The sequence below is a fragment of the Shewanella sp. SM95 genome (assembly GCF_025653595.1).
GTDB classification, from domain to species: domain Bacteria; phylum Pseudomonadota; class Gammaproteobacteria; order Enterobacterales; family Shewanellaceae; genus Shewanella; species Shewanella oncorhynchi.
In genome coordinates, this window is the sequence record NZ_JAKKSE010000022.1 from 17436 (window position 1) to 40383 (window position 22948).

Sequence of the window (22948 nt, forward strand, 5' to 3'; positions counted from 1 at the left end):
AATCTATTTTCAAACATCAATCGGCTAAGCCGAGCTCACGGGTCATGTTCTCGTTTCTATCTTGATGCACTATGACGTTATCTTCGATACGAATACCGCCAAAAGGCCTTAACTCATCAACCGTTTGCCAATTGATCTGTTGGCCACGACTATCTTGTTTAAGCTCATTGAGCAAAGTATCTATGATGTATAACCCAGGTTCCATAGTCAGCACTTGGTTTGGCGCTAAAATGCGGGTGCAACGTAGGAATGGATGGGCCTCGGGCGCCGCGATATGGGTACCGCGCTCATCGTGGGAGAAGCCACCCACGTCATGTACTTGTAAACCTAACATATGGCCTAAACCATGGGGGAAGAAAGCACTGGTAATGCCTTGATCAACCAAACCTTGGGCATCCCCCGTGGCTAAATCAAAATCCAATAGCATTTGCGCGACTTTAGCGTGAGTCGCTAAGTGTAAATCAGGATAACGCACGCCGGGGCGCATCATGTCGATAAGCTCCAGCTGCGCCTTATTCATCGCAGCGATCAACTCATCGAAACGATTCTTCTCGAATGCATAGGTTCTAGTGATATCAGACGCATAACCAAAGTAGCTCGCGCCCGCATCGATAAGAAAAGACAAACGTTTCACAGGGCTTTGATGCTCGAGCGCGGTGTAATGCAAAATCGCCGCATTTTGATTAAGAGCGATAATATTGCCGTAGGGCACTTCATTTTCGCTCTGGCCCACGGCAGATAAATAATGCTGTTGGATCTCGAACTCATTCGCACCGTTATAAAACGCATTTTTAGCCGCCAAATGTCCCTGCACCGCAATTTGGTTGGCGCGGCGCATACATTCCAGCTCATATTCAGTTTTAGTGGTTCTGTGGTAATGCAAATAGCTCATCACAGCATCGGGATTGCGACTGGTAAAACCCAGCACTTCGGCTACATCTAAATGCTCACCCAAATAAGCCCAATTAACTGTGTCTTTAGGTAACAGCTCAGCGACCTTATCGGCCTTAGTTAACAGCTTAATATCAAAATGCTCGGTCCAGAACATATCCGGCACATCGGATACTTTGTGCCAAAAATCCACAGGACGATAAAAAATCAGCTGCGGCTTATCGCGACCATTGACGACTAACCAGCAATTCGGATTATCCAACACAGGCAACCATGCCTTGAAGTGCGGGTTTGCTTTAAAGGGATAATTGATATCATCCAAAAACATCCGATGCGGCTGACCCGAATGGATCACTAAACCAGACAAGGCTTCTCGAGACAAAATCTCTGCGACTCGGCGGTTTAACTCGGCAATATGGGCACGATAGTGATGAGCCAACTGATCCATTTGTCATCTCCTGCAATGAATAAAAGTTAATATTATGAGCCAAATTTGCCCACATAATCTTAATCTGATCATGAACAACAGATTCAATCAAAACGTTAAACTGTCACTCAATCTAAAATACATGGCTGCTGAATAAAGAACATTAAAGCGATAACGTCATGATTATTTTTAATAATTCTATTCAACCCTAGCATGGCTACAGCGTTTAAACGTCTAAGGAAAACAGCCACAAAGACCTATTTATCCGCAAAGTGATTTAACGCATTCTAGGTGTTCTACACTCTGTGCAGTGTATCACAAAGGTAAAAAATCACTCTAGCCGACAAGAAATTAAACAGTCGTTTAAATTGGGTGTTGTAATTTATCGAATTTCGAAGCACACTGGCACACAACTGGTCAAATGATGGCCGAAGCTGCTGTGAGATAGAGAGTCGTACTAGCACCAACACATAATGGTGGGTATCACTTTTAAGCCAAAAGGAAGCAAGCAATGATCTACCAAAGTCCTACAATTCAAGTTGAGTTACTCGAGGATAATATTGCCAAGCTGTGCTTTAACGCACCCGGTTCGGTGAACAAATTCGACAGAGAAACCCTCGCCTCGCTCGATGCGGCATTAGACAGCATCAAGCAAGATTCCAATATCAAAGCGTTAGTGCTGACCTCAAGTAAAGATACCTTTATTGTGGGCGCCGACATTACCGAATTTTTAGGCCTGTTCGCACAAGATGATGCCGTATTGCTCTCTTGGGTTGAACAAGCTAATGCAGTCTTCAACAAACTCGAAGACTTGCCTTTCCCAACTGCATCAGCAATCAAAGGCTTTGCCTTAGGTGGCGGCTGTGAAACCATTCTGGCAACGGATTTCCGTATCGCAGACACCACAGCCAAAATCGGTTTACCCGAAACTAAACTCGGCATCATCCCAGGTTTTGGCGGCACAGTTCGTCTGCCACGTGTGATTGGTGCAGATAACGCACTTGAGTGGATCACGACCGGTAAAGACCAACGCGCTGAAGATGCACTGAAAGTCGGCGCTGTTGATGCCGTGGTTGCACCGCAAGCGTTAGAAGCTGCTGCGATTCAAATGCTGAAAGATGCTGTTGCTGAAAAGCTGGATTGGCAAGCACGTCGTAACCGTAAACTGTCTGCACTAACACTGCCAAAACTTGAAGCTATGATGTCATTCACCACAGCCAAAGGCATGGTGTTTGCTGTTGCGGGTAAACACTACCCTGCACCAATGGCTGCAGTAAGCGTAATTGAGCAAGCATCGACTAAAGGTCGTGCTGAAGCATTACAAATCGAACATCAAGCCTTTATCAAGCTCGCTAAAACTGACGTTGCTAAGGCACTTATCGGTATTTTCCTTAACGATCAATTTGTTAAAGGTAAAGCGAAGAAAGCCGGCAAGTTAGCGAAAGAAGTCAACAACGCGGCCGTATTAGGTGCAGGCATTATGGGCGGCGGCATAGCTTACCAAAGCGCCAGCAAAGGCACACCGATTGTCATGAAAGACATTGCCCAGCCAGCCTTAGATTTAGGCCTCAATGAAGCCGCTAAACTGCTATCTGCCCAAGTCGCCCGTGGCCGTTCAACGCCAGAAAAAATGGCCAAAGTGCTAAACAACATCACGCCTTCGTTAGATTATGCCGCAATTAAACACAGTGATGTTGTCGTTGAAGCCGTTGTTGAACATCCAAAAATCAAAGCACAGGTTTTAGCCGAAGTTGAAGGTTATGTGAGTGAAGATGCAATTATCGCGTCAAACACCTCAACAATTTCAATCAACTTACTCGCTAAGAGCATGAAGAAACCTGAGCGTTTCTGCGGTATGCATTTCTTCAACCCAGTGCACAAAATGCCTTTGGTCGAAGTTATCCGTGGCGAGCACAGCTCTGAAGAAACCATCGCCTCTGTTGTGGCTTATGCCAGCAAAATGGGTAAGACCCCAATCGTTGTTAATGATTGCCCGGGTTTCTTCGTTAACCGCGTACTCTTCCCTTACTTTGCAGGCTTTAACGGCTTACTTGCCGAAGGTGGCGACTTTGCTGCAATCGACAAAGTGATGGAAAAACAATTCGGTTGGCCAATGGGCCCTGCTTACCTGCTCGACGTAGTGGGTTTAGATACAGGTCATCACGCCCAAGCCGTTATGGCTGAAGGTTTCCCTGATCGCATGGGTAAATCAGGCACTGATGCGATTGATGTGATGTTTGAGAACAAACGTCTTGGTCAGAAAAATGGCAAAGGTTTCTATGTCTATTCAGTCGATAGCCGTGGTAAACCGAAGAAAGATGTCGATCCTACGAGCTACGGCCTATTGAAAGCTGCCTTTGGCGAGTTAAAAGCCTTTGAAGCCGATGACATTATTGCCCGTACTATGATCCCTATGATCATCGAAACCGTGCGCTGTTTAGAAGAAGGTATTGTCGCATCACCAGCCGAAGCGGATATGGGCCTAGTTTATGGCTTAGGTTTCCCGCCATTCAGAGGCGGCGTGTTCCGTTATTTGGATACCATGGGTGTCGCAAACTTTGTGGCCTTAGCAGACAAATATGCTCACTTGGGCGGTCTGTATCAAGTCACAGATGCGATGCGTACATTAGCAGCCAATAACGGTAGCTACTACCAAGCCTAATTAGCGGGAAAGGAATTTAATCATGAAACAAGCTGTTATCGTAGACTGTATTCGTACTCCGATGGGCCGCTCAAAGGCTGGCGTATTTCGTAATGTACGTGCAGAAACTCTGTCTGCCGAATTGATGAAAGGTCTGTTGCTGCGTAATCCGCAACTCGACCCAAACCTAATTGAAGACGTGATTTGGGGTTGTGTGCAACAAACCCTAGAGCAAGGCTTCAACATTGCCCGTAATGCTTCACTATTAGCCGGCATTCCAAAAACCGCTGGCGCTGTGACGGTTAACCGCCTGTGTGGCTCATCAATGGATGCTATCCATCAAGCGGCGCGTGCGATTATGACTGGCATGGGCGACACCTTTATTATTGGTGGCGTAGAACACATGGGCCATGTGCCTATGAGCCATGGTGTCGACTTCCACCCTGGTCTTGCTAATAACGTGGCAAAAGCCTCTGGCATGATGGGGTTAACTGCTGAAATGCTAGGTAAACTGCACGGTATTACCCGTGAGCAGCAAGATGCTTTTGCGGTACGTTCTCATCAACGCGCTTATGCAGCCACAGTTGAAGGCCGTTTTGCCAAGGAAATCTATGGCATTGAAGGTCACGATGCTAACGGTGCCTTAATTAAAGTCCTGCAAGACGAAGTGATCCGCCCAGAAACCACAATGGAATCTCTAGCAGCACTGCGTCCGGTATTTGATCCAGTCAACGGCACTGTGACTGCAGGTACTTCTTCTGCACTGTCTGATGGCGCTTCAGCCATGCTGATCATGGAAGAATCTAAAGCGCGCGCACTTGGCTTACCAATTCGTGCACGTATTCGCTCTATGGCGGTTGCGGGTTGTGACGCGGCTATCATGGGTTACGGCCCTGTTCCTGCCACGCAAAAAGCGCTGGCTCGTGCCGGTATCACAGTTGCCGATTTAGATGTGATTGAACTGAACGAAGCGTTTGCAGCTCAGTCTTTACCTTGTGTGAAAGATTTAGGTTTAGCGGATGTGGTTGACGACAAAATCAACCTCAACGGCGGCGCGATTGCACTAGGTCACCCACTGGGTTGTTCAGGTGCGCGTATCTCTACGACGCTGATCAACTTGATGGAAGACAAAGACGCGACCTTAGGTTTAGCGACCATGTGTATTGGTTTAGGCCAAGGTATCGCAACCGTGTTCGAACGCGTTTAATTCGTTACTCAAATAATCAAAGCCGGAACTTGTTCCGGCTTTTTTATGCCAAATATTCTGCCATCGTAAATATTAATATTTCTCATTTCTTCTGCTGTTCATTTGAAAATCAGTCCGTTATCGACTTAACTACAAGGGCATTACTGGCTATTGTGGACGACAAGTGGCAGCAATCATCAGCCAAATCTAGGCAGTGTAGTGCAAGGATGCAATTCGTTGTTTTACCAGAGGAATGCCAGATGCTACAAACGGAACAGACCCTTTTCGAACAAATGCGGATCACTGAGCTGGAGATCGAGTCTCGTAAGGCGCTCTTCTCTTTTACAGGGGCGGACGTAAAGGCCCTGCAATCCTTTAAGCCCATCATTGAAGAAAACATAGATAAAATCGTCGACGACTTTTACGGCTTACAAACCAGTGTGTCAGAAATTGCGCTCTTGATTGGAGACTCAGACACCCTTGCCCGCCTACGTACCGCACAGAGAAGATATGTGCTTGATTTATTTAATGGTGTTTATGATCTTGAGTACGTAAACAATCGCCTGCGGATTGGGTTAGTCCATAAACGCATTGGTGTTGAGCCCAAACTTTACCTGTCTGCGGTGCACACACTCAAGGAGTTGATCTATGCAGTGATCAACGGCTCAGTACAAGATGTACGTCAAGCTGAACGTATTCGAGCCGCAATTGATAAACTCGTGCTGTTTGATGTCACACTAGTATTCGATACTTATATTCGCAGCTTAGTCTCCGAGATTGAGAACGCTAAAGATAAGGCTGAGAAATATGCCCAAAGCATGGAAAGCAAAGTCAAAGAGCGGACCCAGCAGTTAGAAGAACTCTCGCAAACCGATCCCTTAACAGGTTTGCTCAACGTAAGGCACTTACAAGAAACCGCAACTCGCATACTCAGAGCTGCCCAAAGACGCGCCGAGCCAGTGTGTGTCATCTACTTAGATGTAGATGATTTTAAATTATTTAATGACACTCAAGGCCATAGATCAGGTGATGAAGTACTTTGTGCTGTCGCAAAAGCGATTAAAGAAACCACTCGTGCTGAAGATCATTGTTTTCGATATGGTGGAGATGAGTTCTGTATCATCATGCCTAACTGTCGTGAGGAACAAGCTCGCGAGAATTTCATCACTCGGTTTAATCAAAAAATAAAACTCAGTCTAAACAATATTTCCTTAAGCTTTGGCATTACAGATACAGGCCCCTATGAATACGAAGAAGCCAATAGCTTAATTCATAAAGCCGATCAAAAAATGTATAGCTACAAACGGGCGTCCAAATTGCAGCAACAAACTATGGCAGCTGCAAATGATTTAGCACCAGAGAATAGTACTGCAGTTATCCATCCGATCTCTCAATCTCAAAGCGCTGCTGATAAAGCCGTTGAGTAATGTTAATTATCATAAGCCATAAGTTTGTTCCACGTGGAACATTTTATCTCTAGCTTTGGTAACGACAAAAAGCACACCAATCAAACCACATCACAAATTGAGACCACCAACTTGGTTTATCATGGGGGCTGGAGTAACATTAGCTAATTCTGCTTAACCGTTCAGTAGAGGTAATATGAACGACGCTTTCTCAACCGCACAGCATAGGCTCGATGCAATAGGCTTACGTTGCCCAGAACCTGTAATGATGGTGCGTAAAACGGTAAGACAAATGGCTGCAGGCGAGACACTGCTGATCATTGCCGATGACCCTGCAACGACACGCGATATTCCAAGCTTCTGTGAGTTTATGGATCACACCCTTATCGCCAGCGAAACGGCTCAGACGCCATACCAATATTTGATCAAAAAAGGACTTTAAGTCGTATCGTTTTAGCGACTTAATCATTAAAAAAGGATGTGAGGAACTATGCCAAAACTGCTGGCAATTGCCTATAAAACTGTAAAGCGCGGCCCAATGAATGAGGTTCTCTGTGCCAATGTCACCCAGTTAAATGGTGTAGAGAAAGATGTATTTGGTCGTCCAGGCAAACGCCAAGTCACTGTGCTTTCCAAACTACAATGGCAACAAGCCTGTCGTGCTATCGAGGCAGAATTGCCTTGGACGACTCGCAGAGCAAATCTGCTCGTTGATGGTCTAGTATTTAGCAGTGCAGATGTTGGTAAACATTTACAGATTGGTGAGTTACTACTTGAAATTACAGGTGAGACCGATCCTTGTAAAAAAATGGAAATTGCACATGTTGGTTTAGAAGCCGCACTCACCCCAGATTGGCGAGGAGGTGTAACATGCAGGGTATTGAATGACGCTATGATCCACTTAGGTGATGAGATAGCAATTTTCTTTCCTAGCTAATCCAATCAGCCTATCTCAGCTAGTTCTCCATACTCCTCTATAAATAGAACCAAATAACTTGGTTCTATTTCTGTTGTCCCAATCCTAATATAAATATCAGCTTTCTAGCTCGAACATCAATTGAAACAGTATTTACGTTTTCCTTCCTATCTATTTATGCGATAACTACACCAAGTATTAACAAAACTTTATCTTGTGATTAATACCGCTCATGTAGCCCATAAGAACGATAACAGGAAGTGACATGTTGAACTCTAAACTTACCCCGCTTTATATTGCCCTCACTCTTGGGATGAATACCCTCGCAGTTAACGCCACAGAAACGAAAGAATCGACTTGGAATGTTAACGCTCCAGCGAATGCTCCCTTAGTGCAAGTCAAAGTTGATGTTAATGAAGGCACTTGGATGAACTTGAGTGTCAGTCCAGATGGTAAGCATATCGTCTTCGACTTACTCGGTGACATCTACCAAATTCCAGTAACAGGCGGTGAAGCTAAGCCATTAGCCCAAGGCATAGCTTGGCAGATGCAGCCCGTCTATAGCCCTGATGGCAAGCACATTGCTTTTACGTCCGATGGTGATGGTGGTGATAACATTTGGATTATGGATGCTGATGGCAAAAACCCAAGAACAGTCACCCAAGAAACCTTCAGGCTGCTAAACAGTCCAGCTTGGAGCCCAGACTCCCAGTATCTGGTTGCCCGTAAGCACTTTACCGCCAGTCGTAGTTTGGGTGCGGGCGAAGTGTGGCTATACCACGTTGCGGGTGGTGAAGGCGTTAAATTGACCGAACGTCCTAATGATGAGAAAGATTTAGGTGAACCCGCGTATTCACCCGATGGTCGCTATATCTACTTTAGTCAGGATGACACGCCGGGTAAAACATTCCATTACTCAAAGGATTCGGTCAACGGTATCTACAAAATAAAACGCTACGATACTCAAACTGGTGAGATTGAGGTATTAATCGAAGACACGGGTGGAGCGATTCGGCCAACGCCGAGCCCAGACGGTACTAAGCTCGCCTATATTAAGCGCGATGATTTCCAGTCATCACTCTACCTACTCGACCTTAAGTCGGGAGAAACAACTAAGCTGTTTGGCGAACTTGACCGTGATATGCAGGAGACTTGGGCCATTCATGGCGTCTATCCAACAATGGCATGGACACAAGATAACAAGGATATTTTCTTCTGGGCTAAGGGAAAAATTAATCGTCTGAATGTTGCCAATAAAACACTCACAGATATCCCCTTTAGTGTAAAAACTGAGTTAGCCGTACAGCCCTCGGTGCGCTTTAAGCAAGATATCGATAAAGACGTTTTCGATGTAAAAATGCTACGTATGGCGCAGGTCTCACCGGATGGTAGCAAAGTCGCCTTCGAAGCACTGGGTAAAATTTGGTTAAAATCCTTACCCGATGGCAGAATGTCACGCTTGACTGAGCTAGACAAAAATATTGCAGAACTTTATCCCCAATGGTCGCGCGATGGTAAAAATATTGTTTTCACCACTTGGAATGACCAAGACCAAGGCACAGTGCAAGTGATCAGCGCCAAAGGTAGCAAACCTAAGCAGCTAACATCTGAGCCAGGAAAGTATGTCGAACCCACCTTTTCACCCAATGGTGAACTCGTAGTGTATCGTAAAACTCAAGGCGGTAACCTCACACCAAGAACTTGGTCGCAGGAACCTGGGCTATATAAAGTCGATATTAAAGGTAAACAAAATAGCAAGATCAGTGCCGATGGCTATCAAGCTCAATTCGGTGCTAATGCCGATCGCGTCTTTTTTATGAATAGCAGCGAAGATGAAACGCCGCAGTTATCATCCATCAACTTAGACGGCTTCGATAAACGGGTTCATTACAGCAGCAAACATGCAACTGAATTTAGGGTTTCACCCGATGGTGAGCAACTCGCCTTTGCTGAACGATTCAAGGTTTGGGTAACACCTTTTGCTAAACACAGCGAGACAGTTGAGATTGGCCCCAATGCCAGCAATCTACCCGTAAGCCAATTGAGTGCCCGTGCGGGTGAAAGTATCAGTTGGAACAGTAAAAGCGACCAACTATATTGGACTCTTGGCCCCGAGTTGTACCAAGCCAAGGTTGACACTCAATATCGCAACAAAGATGAAAAGGCACAACCAAGCATTATCGATTTAGGCTTTACCGAAAAGGCCGATGTTCCACGTGGAACAATCGCGTTTGTCGGTGGTAAAGTGATTACGATGGAAAATGACCAAGTGATTGATAATGGTGTGGTCATAGTCAAAGACAATCATATTGTCGCCGTAGGCGATGCCAATGTTGCGATTCCTAAGGATGCGCAGATCATCGACATCAAAGGCAAATCCATTATGCCAGGACTATTCGATGCCCACGCCCATGGACCGCAAGCAGATCATGAAATTGTGCCACAACAGAACTGGGCGCTGTATTCAGGCTTATCCTTGGGTGTCACCACTATTCACGATCCATCGAATGACACTACAGAAATCTTTGCCGCATCTGAGCAACAAAAAGCAGGCAATATTGTTGGCCCACGAATATTCTCCACCGGCACCATACTCTATGGCGCAAATGCGCCTGGCTACACATCGCACATAGACTCACTGGATGATGCCAAATTCCATCTTGAACGCCTGAAAAAAGTCGGAGCCTTTAGCGTAAAAAGCTATAACCAACCGCGCCGCAATCAGAGACAGCAAGTCATAGCCGCAGCGCGTGAACTTGAAATGATGGTTGTCCCTGAAGGTGGCAGCTTGCTGCAACATAATTTAAGCATGGTCGCCGATGGACATACTACGATTGAGCACTCGCTCCCCGTTGGTTCAATCTATAATGATATCAAACAGTTTTGGAGCCAGACTCAAGTTGGTTACACGCCAACCTTAGTGGTTGCCTATGGTGGTATTTCTGGTGAAAACTACTGGTATGATAAAACCGATGTGTGGGCACATCCACGCCTATCCATGTATGTGCCAGCCGATATTTTACAAGCAAGATCAATGCGACGCCCCCATGCACCAGAGAGCCACTACAATCATTTCAATGTTGCTAAGGTGGCTAACGAACTCAATAAGTTAGGGGTTCACCCAAATATTGGCGCCCACGGTCAACGTGAAGGTTTAGCGGCACATTGGGAAATGTGGATGTTTGCCCAAGGCGGCATGAGCAATATGGAAGTGTTGAAAACGGCCACCATTAATCCAGCGACGACCTTTGGCATGGAGCAGCAACTCGGTTCTATCAAAGAAGGCAAGCTCGCAGACTTGATCGTTATTGATGGTGATCCATTAGCCGACATTCGAGTCACCGACAGAGTCACTCATACTATGGTCAATGGTAAGTTATTTGATGCAGAGACTATGAATGAACTTAATGGGGATAAAGCACAGCGTAAGCCGTTTTTCTTTGAGAAACTCTAAGGGCAACTTTCAAGTCTAAGGAAAATAGCTTTCCTGTTGAGACCGTTTAAGTTTAACAAGATGAGTTCCAGCGAAGCTCAAAAAGCATGTTCCACGTGGAACATGCTTTTTTGTATTTGGATACTCTACAAGAGTTTTCTTTAATATCAGTCAGATCAACGATTAATGATTCTAGTGGCTATGCTCAGCACAGGAATCAACACAGGTTTGATAGGAAATACACTCGACAAGGTGATCGTTCACCATACCCACCGCCTGCATAAAGGCATAACAAATGGTTGGGCCGACAAAATTGAATCCGAGTTTCTTCAACGCTTTTGACATGGCTTCAGATTCTGGTGTTTGTGCAGGAACCTGCGACATTGCCGTAATCTGATTAACTATGGGTTTTCCGCCCACAAAGCTCCATAAAAATGCAGAGAAATCCTTCCCGTCGGCAGTATATGCTAAATAACCTTTGGCATTCTTGATGATAGAGTTCACCTTCAAGCGATTGCGCACTATGCCGGGATCCAGCATGAGCTCCTCCACTTTCGCCTCATCAAAAGTCGCAATAATCTCAGGTTCAAAATTAGCAAAGGCCTGTTCATAGTTTTGTTGCTTCTTCAGGATAGTTATCCAAGATAATCCGGCCTGTTGACCATCTAAACACAACTTAGCAAACAGCTCCTTTGGATCATAAACAGGTCGCCCCCACACTTTGTCGTGATACTCACGATACAAGGGATCATCACTTACCCAGCCACAGCGGATCTCTTCCATGGTATATAACCTTATTGTTTTAATTAAGAAGGTAAAAAATAACCTACATAAGCAGATATCTACAAGGTATAATCGAACCCATTTTCTATTCAGGCTGACGGCAGTAGACAAGTAGACATGACGACAAAACACGACGTAAAAACATTTCAGGGTTTCATTCTCACCCTGCAGGAATATTGGGCACAGCAAGGCTGTGCAATTGTTCAACCTTTAGATATGGAAGTCGGCGCTGGTACATTCCACCCACAAACTTTCCTACGTTCTTTAGGGCCTGAACCTATGAGCAGTGCCTATGTGCAGCCATCGCGCCGCCCTACGGATGGTCGTTACGGTGAAAACCCTAACCGTCTGCAGCACTACTACCAATTCCAAGTCGTGTTGAAGCCTTCACCTAACAATATTCAAGAGCTGTATTTAGGCTCACTGCAAGCACTGGGTATTGATACTCAAATCCACGATATCCGCTTTGTGGAAGATAACTGGGAATCACCAACACTAGGTGCTTGGGGCTTAGGCTGGGAAGTCTGGCTTAATGGTATGGAAGTGACTCAGTTTACTTACTTCCAGCAGGTCGGCGGCATCGAATGCAGCCCAGTCACAGGTGAAATCACTTATGGCCTAGAGCGTCTGGCCATGTATATCCAAGGCGTAGATAGTGTTTATGATCTCGTATGGACCGATGGTCCACTGGGCCTAATCACCTATGGCGATGTGTTCCATCAAAACGAAGTCGAGCAATCGACCTATAACTTCGAACACGCCGATGTGGATTTTATGTTCGCCTTGTTCGATCAATGCGAAAAAATGTGTCAGCATTTATTGTCGCTAGAAAAACCTTTACCTCTGCCCGCATACGAGCAAGTGATGAAAGCCTCACACGCCTTCAACCTGCTCGATGCCCGCCATGCCATTTCAGTTACCGAGCGCCAGCGCTACATCTTACGTGTTCGTACTATGGCGAAAGCGGTCGCTGAATCTTATTATCAGGCACGCGAAGCGCTTGGCTTCCCAATGTGTAAGTAGAGGTAAAAACATGAATTTTGAAAACTTACTCATAGAGTTAGGCACGGAAGAATTACCACCTAAGTCACTGCGTAAACTGGCTGAATCCTTTTTAGCTAACTTTACTGAAGAACTCACCAAAGCCGATTTAGCGTTCAGCTCAGCCGTTTGGTACGCAGCGCCACGTCGTCTGGCAATTAACGTCACTGAACTTGCCCTTGCGCAAGCTGACAAAGTGGTTGAGAAACGTGGCCCCGCCGTGAGTTCAGCATTCGATGCTGAAGGCAAACCGACTAAAGCCGCTGAAGGTTGGGCACGTGGTAATGGCATTACCGTTGAGCAAGCCGAACGTTTAGTCACAGATAAAGGCGAATGGTTAGTCCATAACGCCAAAGTTGAGGGCGTCGAAACCAAAAGTTTGATCGCCGCTATGGCTCAACGTGCACTCGATAAATTGCCCATTCCTAAGCCAATGCGTTGGGGCAATAATAAAACCCAATTTATTCGCCCCGTTCATACAGCCACTATCTTGTTAGGCAGTGAGTTGATTGAAGGTGAATTGCTGGGTATCAAATCGGCACGCACTGTTCGCGGTCACCGCTTTATGGGGCTCAAGCAGTTTGAATTAGCACACGCTGATCACTACCTTGCCGACCTAAAAGAAAAAGGTAAAGTCATCGCCGATTACGAAAGCCGTAAAGCATTAATCAAAGCCGATGCCGAAAAAGCCGCAGCTAAGATTGGTGGCACAGCGGATATCGAAGATAGCCTGCTTGAAGAGGTCACCTCTTTGGTTGAATGGCCTGTGGTATTGACCGCCAGCTTCGAAGAAAAATTCTTAAGTGTACCGTCTGAAGCTTTGGTCTATACCATGAAAGGCGACCAAAAATACTTCCCAGTCTTTGATGATGCAGGCAAGTTACTGCCAAACTTTATCTTTGTGGCCAATATCGAATCTAAAAATCCCGCGCAAATTATCTCTGGTAACGAGAAAGTCGTTCGCCCACGTCTTGCCGACGCCGAGTTCTTTTTTAATACCGATAAAAATCACACGCTGGAATCGCGTTTACCTAGCCTAGAAACCGTCCTGTTCCAACAACAGCTCGGCACCTTAAAAGACAAAGTAAATCGTATTTCTGCTCTAGCCGCCTTTATTGCCGGACAAACTGGCGCGAATGCAGTTGATGCAGCCCGTGCAGGTTTGTTATCTAAAACCGATTTGATGACCAATATGGTGATGGAGTTTACCGACACTCAAGGCACTATGGGCATGCACTACGCCCGCCTCGATGGTGAAACCGAAGCCGTTGCAGTTGCAATGGAAGAGCAATACAAGCCTAAGTTCTCTGGCGATACAGTGCCTAATGCCGGTGTATCTTGCGCTGTCGCATTAGCAGACAAGCTCGACACCTTAGTCGGCATCTTTGGTATTGGCCAAGCACCAAAAGGCGCTGCCGATCCCTTTGCCCTACGCCGTGCCGCCATCGGTGTGCTGCGTATTATCGTTGAGAACAAACTGCCACTGGACTTAGTAACGCTGATAGCTAAAGCTCAGGAGCTCCACGGTACTAACTTAAGCAACGCCAATGCAAGCGATGAAGTGTTAGAGTTCTTAATGGCACGCTTCCGCGCTTGGTATCAAGATAAAGGTATTGGTGTTGATGTGATCTTAGCCGTGCTAGCACGTCGCCCAACACGCCCAGCTGATTTTGATAGCCGTATCAATGCGGTATCACACTTTAGAAGCCTAGAAGCTTCTAGTGCACTTGCGGCAGCGAACAAACGTGTATCAAACATTCTAGCTAAGGTTGAAGGTGCTTTACCGACAACGATCAATGCGAGTCTGTTAACCGAAGCCGCAGAACAAGCATTGGCAGCCAAGTTGAACGAGCTGCAACCGCAATTGGCGCCTTTGTTTGCCAATGCCGATTACCAACAAGCCTTAACCTTGTTAGCTGGCCTACGTGAAAGCGTGGATCAGTTCTTCGAAGATGTGATGGTCATGGCGGATGATGAAGCGTTGAAAAACAATCGTTTAGCATTATTGAATAATCTACGCGAGCAGTTCCTGCACGTCGCGGATATATCACTACTGCAATAACGATACTAACGTTTTTTAAATTATCGCTTTAGAAAAAACGCGCTCAATAGCGCGTTTTTTATTGTCCTGATTTCTTAAACAGCCCAATCAGAACTGCGTCAGTTGTTGATGTAAGCCATCAAATTGAGTTTGATCTAAGTTAACTTGCTGCAGTAAATTCGCCAGTATTTCAGGAGACAATTGCCCTGCTTGATGCAGCATAGAAATCTCGCTGATCACATTCGCCCGCCATACCACAGCTGCGAGCCCAGCTTGCGGACGCGAGTTCACACTGGCGAGCTTGTCTAATTCTGTTTCAAAGGTATTAGGTAGCTGCCAATACTTAGCGAGCAATGAACTTAAGGTTAACGATTTCGTCGTCATCACTTGTCTAAATAACCCAGAATTAGGCTGTTCTCCGGGCTCCGCCTGCACAAACGCATCGAGTAGCATTTTGAAAATGGCCAGCTTGCCGACATCATGCAATAAGCCCAATAAAAAAGCCGTATCTTGATCTTCATCGCTTAACTCACTGGCGAGAAAGGCGACCTGCATCGAGTGGCGCCAAATTTCAGCGCCGAAACGACGAAAATAGATTGGTTTGATATCCAACATTTCACGCACTAAACAAGTGGTGACAAATTTTCTCAACTGTTCGCGGCCAAGCTGTACCAAAGCCTGCTGTAAACTGGTGATATCCCTATCACTACGTTTAAACGCAGGGGAATTGCACAGCTTAAGCACCTCCACACTCAGTAAAGGATCACGCTCGATAAGTGCTAATAGAGCCTTAATATCAAACTGTGGGTCGGACAATTTACGATCTAACTCCAATACTTTTGACGGCAGTTTTAACACTTTTTCGGCGATCACTTGTGGCGATGCCAAGGCCTGCTCTATCTCCGTCATGACTCGACGTTCAAGATTATTGGCTACACCGCCAGTGTCCTTAACCCGTGTCGGAAATAACAAACTATAAAAGAGTGCAGATAAATCCACAGATACCACACTAATGTCTTCGAGAGGTTTAGCTGGCTTTCGCGCAGGTTCAAGCGACTTACCTAAGTCCGTCGTTGAAAAACTTTTGGGTCTCTCAACGGTCGCCGTATCGCGAATATTAAAGAGTTTATTAAAAAGTGATTTAATCAAGAAGCATCAACCTGTCATTATAAATAATTGTTAAAAAGTCAGTTAAATATTGCCCATCATAAATCCATTTTGATCAGCTCAAGCCGTGTATTAAGACATTGTAGACAGGCTAATACTTAGCTTAAGTGTAACATATTCAATTCATTTCGGACTTCTTCTATCCCACCATTACTGCTTTTACAAAGACAATCTTGGTTACAAGTTGAAACCTCAAAAAACTTACATTTCAGCATCATTTAACTGACAATATGTCTACCATTCATAAAGGGATACGTATTTTGTCTCCCTTTAAGTGATTAACAATCTACTCGCGAGCTAACAACGGAAAATTTGATGATCGAGGTAATAAAAGCGGGTGCACTAACCACAGTTCAAGATATCGGACGCATGGGATATCGACATTTAGGCGTAACCCAAGCTGGTGCCTTAGATAGACCTGCACTGTGTTTAGCAAACCGCCTACTCTCAAACCCAGACAATACACCCGTACTGGAATTGACCTTCGGCCAATCGATTTTTTTGTTTAAACGTGATGCTTGGATTGCCTTAACGGGTGCCGATTTCGATGCCCGCATAGACAATAAACCCATAGTTTGCGGCTGGCGTTACTCAATTAAGGCAGGACAAAAACTCAGTCTTAGAGGGGGAAATAAAGGCATGCGTGCCTATGTTGCGATTGATGGCGGCGTTAGAGTGCCGTTAGTGATGGATTCTGCTGCAACTGATTTAACCTCAGGTATCGGTGGATTTCATGGTCGCGCATTAGAAGCTGGCGATAACCTGACCTTAGGTTCAGCTCATCCAATAAGAAGGCAAGTTGGCGCAATTCAAAAAAGTTGGAATGGGCATATTCGCGCACTCGCAACAAAGCACACCCAAGCCTTCTCGTTGAAATCTCAGCAAACATTCTGGCAAACACAGTGGCAACTGTCGGCAGAAAGCAATCGTGCAAGTGCAATACTCAACGGGGAAATATTGACCTTAGCAAAACCATTTCCCGTTCAATCCCATACAGTCAAGCCCGGAGTCATTCAAGTGTCAGCTTCAGGGCAACCTTTAGTGTTACTTGCCGATGCTAAGACCACCAGCAATCATCCTCAAATAGCCGTGATTATTGAAGCCGATCTGTGGAAACTCGCGCAAACTCGCCCAGGGCAGACAATTAAATTCGAATTGGTTGACGATGAACAAGCGGCAACGGCACAAGCGGAATGGCATGACTACTTCTATCGACTACAACGTAGCCTAGATTAACGAACCACTGCATAATCAAATCTACAAAATATCACCCCGTATTCCCTAACTAAACCCTATATCGGTTTTATTCAAATAACGCACTATACTCGCGCTAATTCGCACTTAGGTTCGGTGTAACTTGCTGGCTATAAAATAGCGCCACATCTTGTAATTGCTCTGAGCTTAACGCGCTGACTTGTGATTGCATCAAAGGATCGAGTCGTAAACCGGTTTTAAAATCGACGAGCTGTTTATTAAGATAAGCTAATTTTTGTCCCTTTAAGTTTGGGAATTGCTTGGCCATAGCGATCACCGCATTGCCATGGCATGACTCACACTGTGCCGTAGCCAATGCCTGACCTCGCTCTATATCTGCTTGATAAACCTCCCCATTAACCTCTGTGGATAAGCCACATAGCGCAATCAAACTTATGATAATCGCTTTCATTTTGGCTCCTTAGGGAAAGGGTTAACTAGCGCAGGCTGCAGGCTCGGTTCTAAAGGTAGACGTCTGAAGATCGTCATATCCATTTCAGCCTGCCCATAATGAGTGCTTAGATAACTCAAGGTCGGCGCCCAAGTATCCGACAAGTCCCATAAACCCTGAGTGTCTATCATCCACTGCAAAGTTTCATTCCAAAAGGCTTTATCGCCGTGGTTTTGCACGACTATCATACTGGTATGGTAGGCATTACATTGATAGTTCACTAACTCCCAGCCAGGAGCCATGATCAAACCCGATTTAGGGTCCACTGGATACTCAGCGGCTAGCGAAATACTGGATGCTACTAGCCCAAGCAATATCAGTTTATTGATATGCGACTTCATCACACCACCCTAACGGCAATACGGTGGCAACCGTTAAACATATATCCCTTAGGATTCCATTGCGGTTGTACGACAGGCTGACTATCACCTTCACTATCTGTCGCTTTGGCCCAGATTTCATAATAGCCCTGCGACGGTAATTGCAATTCAATCTTCCATTGCTGCCATGCTGTTATGTTTTTAGGTTTTTCTAATTCAGCGGCAAACCAACGGGTGCCATAATCGTAACTGACTTCCACCTTAACCACTTCCCGCAATCCCGCCCAAGCATGGCCTGCGATAGTCATCTTTTGACCCACAGCTAATTCGGTTCCAGATTGGGGTTGAGTGATCAATGACTTCACTATCATTTCTTCAATGATTTTATAGTCTTTATCATCAACAGACTCACCTGGCGCTATCGGATATTTAGGGAGTTGATACGCTGGCGCTTCCATTTTATGCCCATCATGGACTTTATTACGCACACTGATCCCCGTCGCCGCTTTTTGCGAAACGGATCCTGGCCGTCCACCAAACACAATACGTAAGGGATATCCATGTAGATAAGGAATGTCCTCACCATTCATCGACCATGCAATAAGCCCAAGCTCTTCGAGCGCCGCCTTTATTGGTACGCCGCGTGAAATCGCCTCACCTTTGCCGCTCAAATGCCGATCAACACCGTGATGGCCTGTGTAAACGGCATCAACTTTAATACCGCAATCCTTAAGCACATCACTCACTAAGACACCTGTCCACTCAGAACAAAATACGCCGGCATTATTCCATTGATTGCCTTTAGTGCTAGGAAAGAAGCCTGAACGGCTATTACCACCACATTCAATCAGTAACTGTAATGTGTAATGCTTAAAGCGGCGCTTGAGCTCATCGATTGTGTAGGTTTTCGGAGTAGCAACGGACTCGCCATCCACTTTAAAAGTCCAAGTCTTAGCATCCAGCGCCTTAAAATCAGGCACTATGCCATTCCAACGGATAAACGAGGCATCGGCAGGCGTCACAGCTGGAGCGAGCTTATGCTCCGGCGGAAACGCATTCAGTGGATGAGTGTTTAACACTTTGAAATAACTCGGCAAGTCCTCACCCTTAGTCCAAGTTAATGCTGATATATCCAGAGGAATGACCTCTGCAGGAAGCTGATCGGCAAATACCCACTTAACGGGTAAGGCAGATAAAACAGAAGTCGCTACCGCACCTTTAATAAAAACCCGACGATTAAGATCCATGTTATTTATCCTTTCCGAGGTAAAAGTAATCCGCCATCAGCTGCATATCAGCCTCAGTCAAGAGTTGGGCGACTTTAGTCATAGTGGGATCTTGGCGATCCCCCGCCTTAAAGGCTCGCAGTTGCTTCAATAGGTATTCTGAGTTTTGCCATCCAATGTTAGGAATATGCTCAAAACGACTCACACCGGACTCGCCATGACAGGCCTTACACATATTCAATAACTTATTTGCCTCATCGGCGTTTGCCACCGCCGATAGCATAAAAATCAGTGCACTTACGGGGTAAATCACTCGCTGCCACATCCATTTATCTCGCCAATTAGCCTTCATCTCGACAGAATCCATCGAACAAAGTAATTAAGATATGGTTAAATTATCTCAATGCTGTGAGTCGTTTAAATTCAATAAAAGTGACTCGTAAGCTCAAGAGAAATGACGCGTATTAGCGGATGTAGAAAGGGTAAAATATTCATTAGTCATAGGTGAAATGAGTCCATATAGTAGCTTTGCAGAAACACTCGGCATTTCACTCAAGGACAAACAATGGATCTTTATATTGGCAATAAGAACTACTCTAGCTGGTCACTGCGAGCTTGGTTAATGGCCGCAAAATCTGGCGTGCAGTTCAACGAAGTATTACTGCAACTCGATACCGACAGCTTCTATCAGCAACTCAAAGCCATTTCGCCGACTTTAAAAGTACCGACATTAGTCGATGGTGACATTAGGGTATGGGATTCACTATCAATTTGTGAATACCTCAACGACACCTATCTTGCAGGTAGCGCATGGCCGCAAGATCCTAAACAAAAAGCCAAGGCTAGATCGATTGCCAGTGAAATGCATTCAGGCTTTAATGCCGTGCGTAACGCTCTACCAATGAACATACGCGCGAGGCGCTATGTAGAACTCACTGATGCGGTCCGCAAAGACATTGAGCGCATCGATGCGATTTGGTCTGCACAGATGGCCGAGTTTGCCCCATCAAATTCCGAAGGTATTTGGTTATTTGGCCAATGGTCGATTGCCGACATGATGTTTGCCCCTGTGGTTATGCGTTTTCTTACCTACGATATTGAAGTCTCGCAGGCAAGCCGTGCCTATATGCAGCATGTGATCAGCTGTCCGGAAATGCAGGCGTGGATTAATGCGGCTAAAGCAGAGACTGAAATTGTTGCAGCGGATGAAGCGGGTATTGATCGATAAAGAGATAAATCATAGAGATAAAAAAGGGAAAGCCTTGGCTTTCCCTTAATCATTCACGTACTAACGCGAGTCACTTAACACGCATTACACGTCTAATATTATACATCTAGCATTAAACGTCTAAGTTAGCCACGTTCAATGCGTTCGCTTCGATGAACTCACGACGAGGTTCAACTTGATCACCCATCAAACAAGTGAACAACTGATCGGCACCCACGGCATCATCAATCGTGACTTGCAACATACGGCGTGATTCAGGATCCATTGTAGTTTCCCACAATTGCTCAGGGTTCATCTCACCCAATCCTTTATAACGTTGAATGTATAAGCCGCGTTTGGCTTCAGAAATCGTCCAATCTAGCGCTTCGAGGAAGCTGCCGACTTCTTTAACACGATCGCCGCGTTGTACATAGCCGCCGTCTTCAATCATGCCATCTAACGCCGCACCTAACTTACCGATACGTTGATAATCGCTTGATTGGAAGAAGTCATAAGTAAACAGATAGTTAGTATCGATACCGTGTTTACGAATAGTGATCTTAGGCAGATACACTTTACGCTCAGGATCGAGAATCGGCTCAGCAGAATACAGTACACCGCTGTTTTCCATTTCCACCAGCTCATGGATAAAGGCATCGATCCACTCTTTCATCTTGCCTTCATCGGCCAACATCTCGTTGGTGATCATTGGGTGGTAAAGCATACGGTTAGTAATATGCGTTGGATAGCGCTGCTCTAAACGAGCCACAATGGCTTCCACTTCACGATACTGAGTCACTAAACGCTCTAACGGCTCACCTGACATACCAATCGCACCTTGCGTTGGGTACACAATAGTGCCATCCAATGCTTGAGTCGTTAGATATTGAGTCAATGCTGGCTCATCTTTCAAATACTGTTCTTGCTTGCCCTTTTTCACTTTAAATAAAGGCGGTTGAGCAATATACACATAACCACGCTCAATCAATTCAGGCATTTGACGGAAGAAGAAGGTCAACAGCAAAGTACGAATGTGCGAGCCGTCGACGTCAGCATCCGTCATGATGATGATGTTGTGATAACGGGTTTTATCTGGGTTATATTCGTCGCGACCAATACCACAGCCAAGTGCCGTGATCAGTGTGGCCACTTCTTGAGAAGACAACATCTTATCGAAGCGGGCCTTCTCAACGTTTAGAATTTTACCTTTCAGTGGCAGAATCGCTTGGTTCTTACGGTTACGTCCCTGCTTAGCGCTACCGCCAGCAGAGTCACCTTCCACTATGTAAATTTCTGAAAGACCAGGATCTTTTTCTTGGCAATCGGCCAGCTTACCTGGCAAACCACCTAAATCCAGTGCGCCTTTACGACGGGTCATTTCACGGGCTTTACGCGCCGCTTCACGGGCACGGGCCGCATCGACAATCTTCCCGACGATCAACTTCGCATCAGCTGGGTTTTCCAGCAGATAATCGTTCAGCTTCTCACCCATGGTTTGTTCAACCGCGGTTTTCACTTCACTAGAAACCAGTTTGTCTTTGGTTTGCGAGCTGAACTTAGGATCTGGCACTTTAACAGAGATAACAGCAGTCAAGCCTTCGCGGGCATCGTCGCCAGTCGCGCTGGTTTTACCTTTCTTGTTATAGCCTTCGTTTTCCATGTAGCTGTTGAGGTTACGTGTCAACGCACTACGGAAACCGACTAAGTGAGTACCACCATCACGCTGTGGGATGTTGTTGGTAAAACAGAAAATATTTTCCTGATAACCGTCATTCCACTGCATAGCCACTTCAACGGTAATGCCATCTTCACGCTCTTGCATAAAGTGGAATACATCTTTGTTGACTGGCGTTTTATTACGGTTCAGGTAATCGACGAATGCGCTAATACCGCCTTCGTATTTGAAAAATTCATTTTTATTGTCGCGTTCATCAACCAGACGAATACCCACGCCTGAGTTAAGGAAAGACAGTTCACGCACACGCTTTGCCAGAATTTCAAAGTGAAACTCAACATCGCTGAAGGTATCTTCACTTGGCCAAAAACGGATTTCAGTACCGGTTTTGGTTGCATCACCAATCTCTTTGATCGGCGCATCAGGCACACCGTGAGTATAAAACTGCTCGTATACTTTGCCAGCACGACGAATGGTCATTTGCAGCTTTTTAGATAAAGCGTTTACAACCGATACACCCACGCCGTGGAGACCGCCAGACACTTTATAGGAGTTATCGTCGAACTTACCGCCGGCATGCAATACCGTCATAATAACTTCTGCCGCCGATACGCCTTCTTCCTCATGGATAGAGACCGGAATACCACGGCCGTCATCCTTAACAGAAACCGAACCATCTACATGGATAGTAATCGTAATATCGCTACAGTGGCCGGCTAAGGCTTCATCGATAGAGTTATCGACTACTTCGAACACCATATGATGTAGACCCGTACCGTCGTCGGTGTCACCAATATACATCCCAGGTCTCTTACGTACTGCATCAAGGCCCTTAAGGACCTTAATACTCGAAGAATCGTAACTATTCTCTGACATATTATTC

General features: G+C 45.6%; 18 protein-coding genes. 10 read left to right on the plus strand and 8 right to left on the minus strand.

The genetic code is table 11. The annotated features are described in order from the left end of the window. Positions 1-16: 16 nt before the first annotated feature. Positions 17-1339 carry a Xaa-Pro dipeptidase gene (gene pepQ, locus L5M29_RS19110; RefSeq protein ID WP_263169487.1) on the minus strand — a complete coding sequence of 441 codons (1323 nt, stop codon included), beginning with the start codon at positions 1337-1339 and terminating at the stop codon, positions 17-19. Positions 1340-1829: 490 nt separating this feature from the next. On the opposite strand from pepQ, the gene fadB reads away from it, so the two are divergent. The 6 genes from fadB to L5M29_RS19140 all read left to right on the plus strand — a co-directional run bounded on the left by fadB (position 1830) and on the right by L5M29_RS19140 (position 10921). Next, the gene (fadB, locus tag L5M29_RS19115) at positions 1830-3980 is read left to right on the plus strand and encodes a fatty acid oxidation complex subunit alpha FadB (RefSeq protein ID WP_263169489.1); all 2151 of its coding nucleotides are present in this window, start codon (positions 1830-1832) and stop codon (positions 3978-3980) included. A 22-nt stretch (positions 3981-4002) separates the two neighbouring features. Beyond that, positions 4003-5166, plus strand: coding sequence for an acetyl-CoA C-acyltransferase FadA (gene fadA, locus L5M29_RS19120; RefSeq protein WP_006083808.1), 1164 nt, complete (start codon positions 4003-4005; stop codon positions 5164-5166). Between the two features lie 239 nt (positions 5167-5405). Continuing rightward, positions 5406-6572 (plus strand): diguanylate cyclase domain-containing protein, encoded by a 1167-nt coding sequence (locus L5M29_RS19125; protein ID WP_113941402.1) that lies wholly within the window; start codon positions 5406-5408, stop codon positions 6570-6572. 175 nt (positions 6573-6747) lie between these two features. Beyond that, entirely contained in the window at positions 6748-6993 is a 246-nt protein-coding gene (gene tusA / locus L5M29_RS19130; RefSeq protein WP_168827595.1) for a sulfurtransferase TusA, read from the plus strand. 48 nt (positions 6994-7041) lie between these two features. After that, positions 7042-7488 carry an MOSC domain-containing protein gene (locus L5M29_RS19135; protein WP_168827597.1) on the plus strand — a complete coding sequence of 149 codons (447 nt, stop codon included), beginning with the start codon at positions 7042-7044 and terminating at the stop codon, positions 7486-7488. 244 nt (positions 7489-7732) lie between these two features. Next, the gene (locus tag L5M29_RS19140; RefSeq protein ID WP_263169491.1) at positions 7733-10921 is read left to right on the plus strand and encodes an amidohydrolase family protein; all 3189 of its coding nucleotides are present in this window, start codon (positions 7733-7735) and stop codon (positions 10919-10921) included. 171 nt (positions 10922-11092) lie between these two features. On the opposite strand, the gene L5M29_RS19145 is transcribed toward L5M29_RS19140, so the two are convergent. Further along, on the minus strand, positions 11093-11683 hold the full coding sequence (locus tag L5M29_RS19145; RefSeq protein ID WP_263169493.1) for a DNA-3-methyladenine glycosylase I: 591 nt from the start codon (positions 11681-11683) through the stop codon (positions 11093-11095). A gap of 117 nt (positions 11684-11800) precedes the next feature. On the opposite strand from L5M29_RS19145, the gene glyQ reads away from it, so the two are divergent. Further along, positions 11801-12706 carry a glycine--tRNA ligase subunit alpha gene (glyQ, locus tag L5M29_RS19150; RefSeq protein WP_263169494.1) on the plus strand — a complete coding sequence of 302 codons (906 nt, stop codon included), beginning with the start codon at positions 11801-11803 and terminating at the stop codon, positions 12704-12706. 10 nt (positions 12707-12716) lie between these two features. Beyond that, positions 12717-14786 (plus strand): glycine--tRNA ligase subunit beta, encoded by a 2070-nt coding sequence (glyS, locus tag L5M29_RS19155; protein ID WP_263169496.1) that lies wholly within the window; start codon positions 12717-12719, stop codon positions 14784-14786. An 87-nt stretch (positions 14787-14873) separates the two neighbouring features. Here the strand turns inward: glyS and L5M29_RS19160 are convergent, their stop codons facing one another. Beyond that, positions 14874-15914, minus strand: a complete 1041-nt coding sequence (locus L5M29_RS19160) for an HDOD domain-containing protein (protein WP_263169498.1) — start codon at positions 15912-15914, stop codon at positions 14874-14876. Between the two features lie 333 nt (positions 15915-16247). Between L5M29_RS19160 and L5M29_RS19165 the strand changes: the two genes are divergently transcribed. Further along, positions 16248-17168 carry a biotin-dependent carboxyltransferase family protein gene (locus L5M29_RS19165; RefSeq protein ID WP_263169500.1) on the plus strand — a complete coding sequence of 307 codons (921 nt, stop codon included), beginning with the start codon at positions 16248-16250 and terminating at the stop codon, positions 17166-17168. A gap of 94 nt (positions 17169-17262) precedes the next feature. Here the strand turns inward: L5M29_RS19165 and L5M29_RS19170 are convergent, their stop codons facing one another. Genes L5M29_RS19170 through L5M29_RS19185 form a run of 4 tightly spaced genes read right to left on the minus strand, consistent with a single transcriptional unit; the run spans position 17263 to position 19508 of the window. Then, the gene (locus L5M29_RS19170; RefSeq protein WP_198573716.1) at positions 17263-17598 is read right to left on the minus strand and encodes a c-type cytochrome; all 336 of its coding nucleotides are present in this window, start codon (positions 17596-17598) and stop codon (positions 17263-17265) included. Next, positions 17595-17978, minus strand: a complete 384-nt coding sequence (locus tag L5M29_RS19175; RefSeq protein ID WP_263169502.1) for a cytochrome C — start codon at positions 17976-17978, stop codon at positions 17595-17597. Before L5M29_RS19175 ends, L5M29_RS19170 begins: the two co-directional genes overlap by 4 nt. After that, the gene (locus L5M29_RS19180) at positions 17978-19204 is read right to left on the minus strand and encodes a sulfite oxidase (protein WP_263169504.1); all 1227 of its coding nucleotides are present in this window, start codon (positions 19202-19204) and stop codon (positions 17978-17980) included. The genes L5M29_RS19175 and L5M29_RS19180 overlap by 1 nt, the downstream gene beginning before the upstream one ends. 1 nt (position 19205) lies before the next feature. Further along, positions 19206-19508 (minus strand): c-type cytochrome, encoded by a 303-nt coding sequence (locus L5M29_RS19185; RefSeq protein ID WP_105250807.1) that lies wholly within the window; start codon positions 19506-19508, stop codon positions 19206-19208. A gap of 240 nt (positions 19509-19748) precedes the next feature. On the opposite strand from L5M29_RS19185, the gene L5M29_RS19190 reads away from it, so the two are divergent. Then, the gene (locus L5M29_RS19190) at positions 19749-20411 is read left to right on the plus strand and encodes a glutathione S-transferase family protein (protein ID WP_263169505.1); all 663 of its coding nucleotides are present in this window, start codon (positions 19749-19751) and stop codon (positions 20409-20411) included. Positions 20412-20523: 112 nt separating this feature from the next. Here L5M29_RS19190 and gyrB read toward each other — a convergent pair whose 3' ends face one another. Continuing rightward, positions 20524-22941, minus strand: coding sequence for a DNA topoisomerase (ATP-hydrolyzing) subunit B (gyrB, locus tag L5M29_RS19195; RefSeq protein ID WP_263169507.1), 2418 nt, complete (start codon positions 22939-22941; stop codon positions 20524-20526). Positions 22942-22948: the final 7 nt, after the last annotated feature.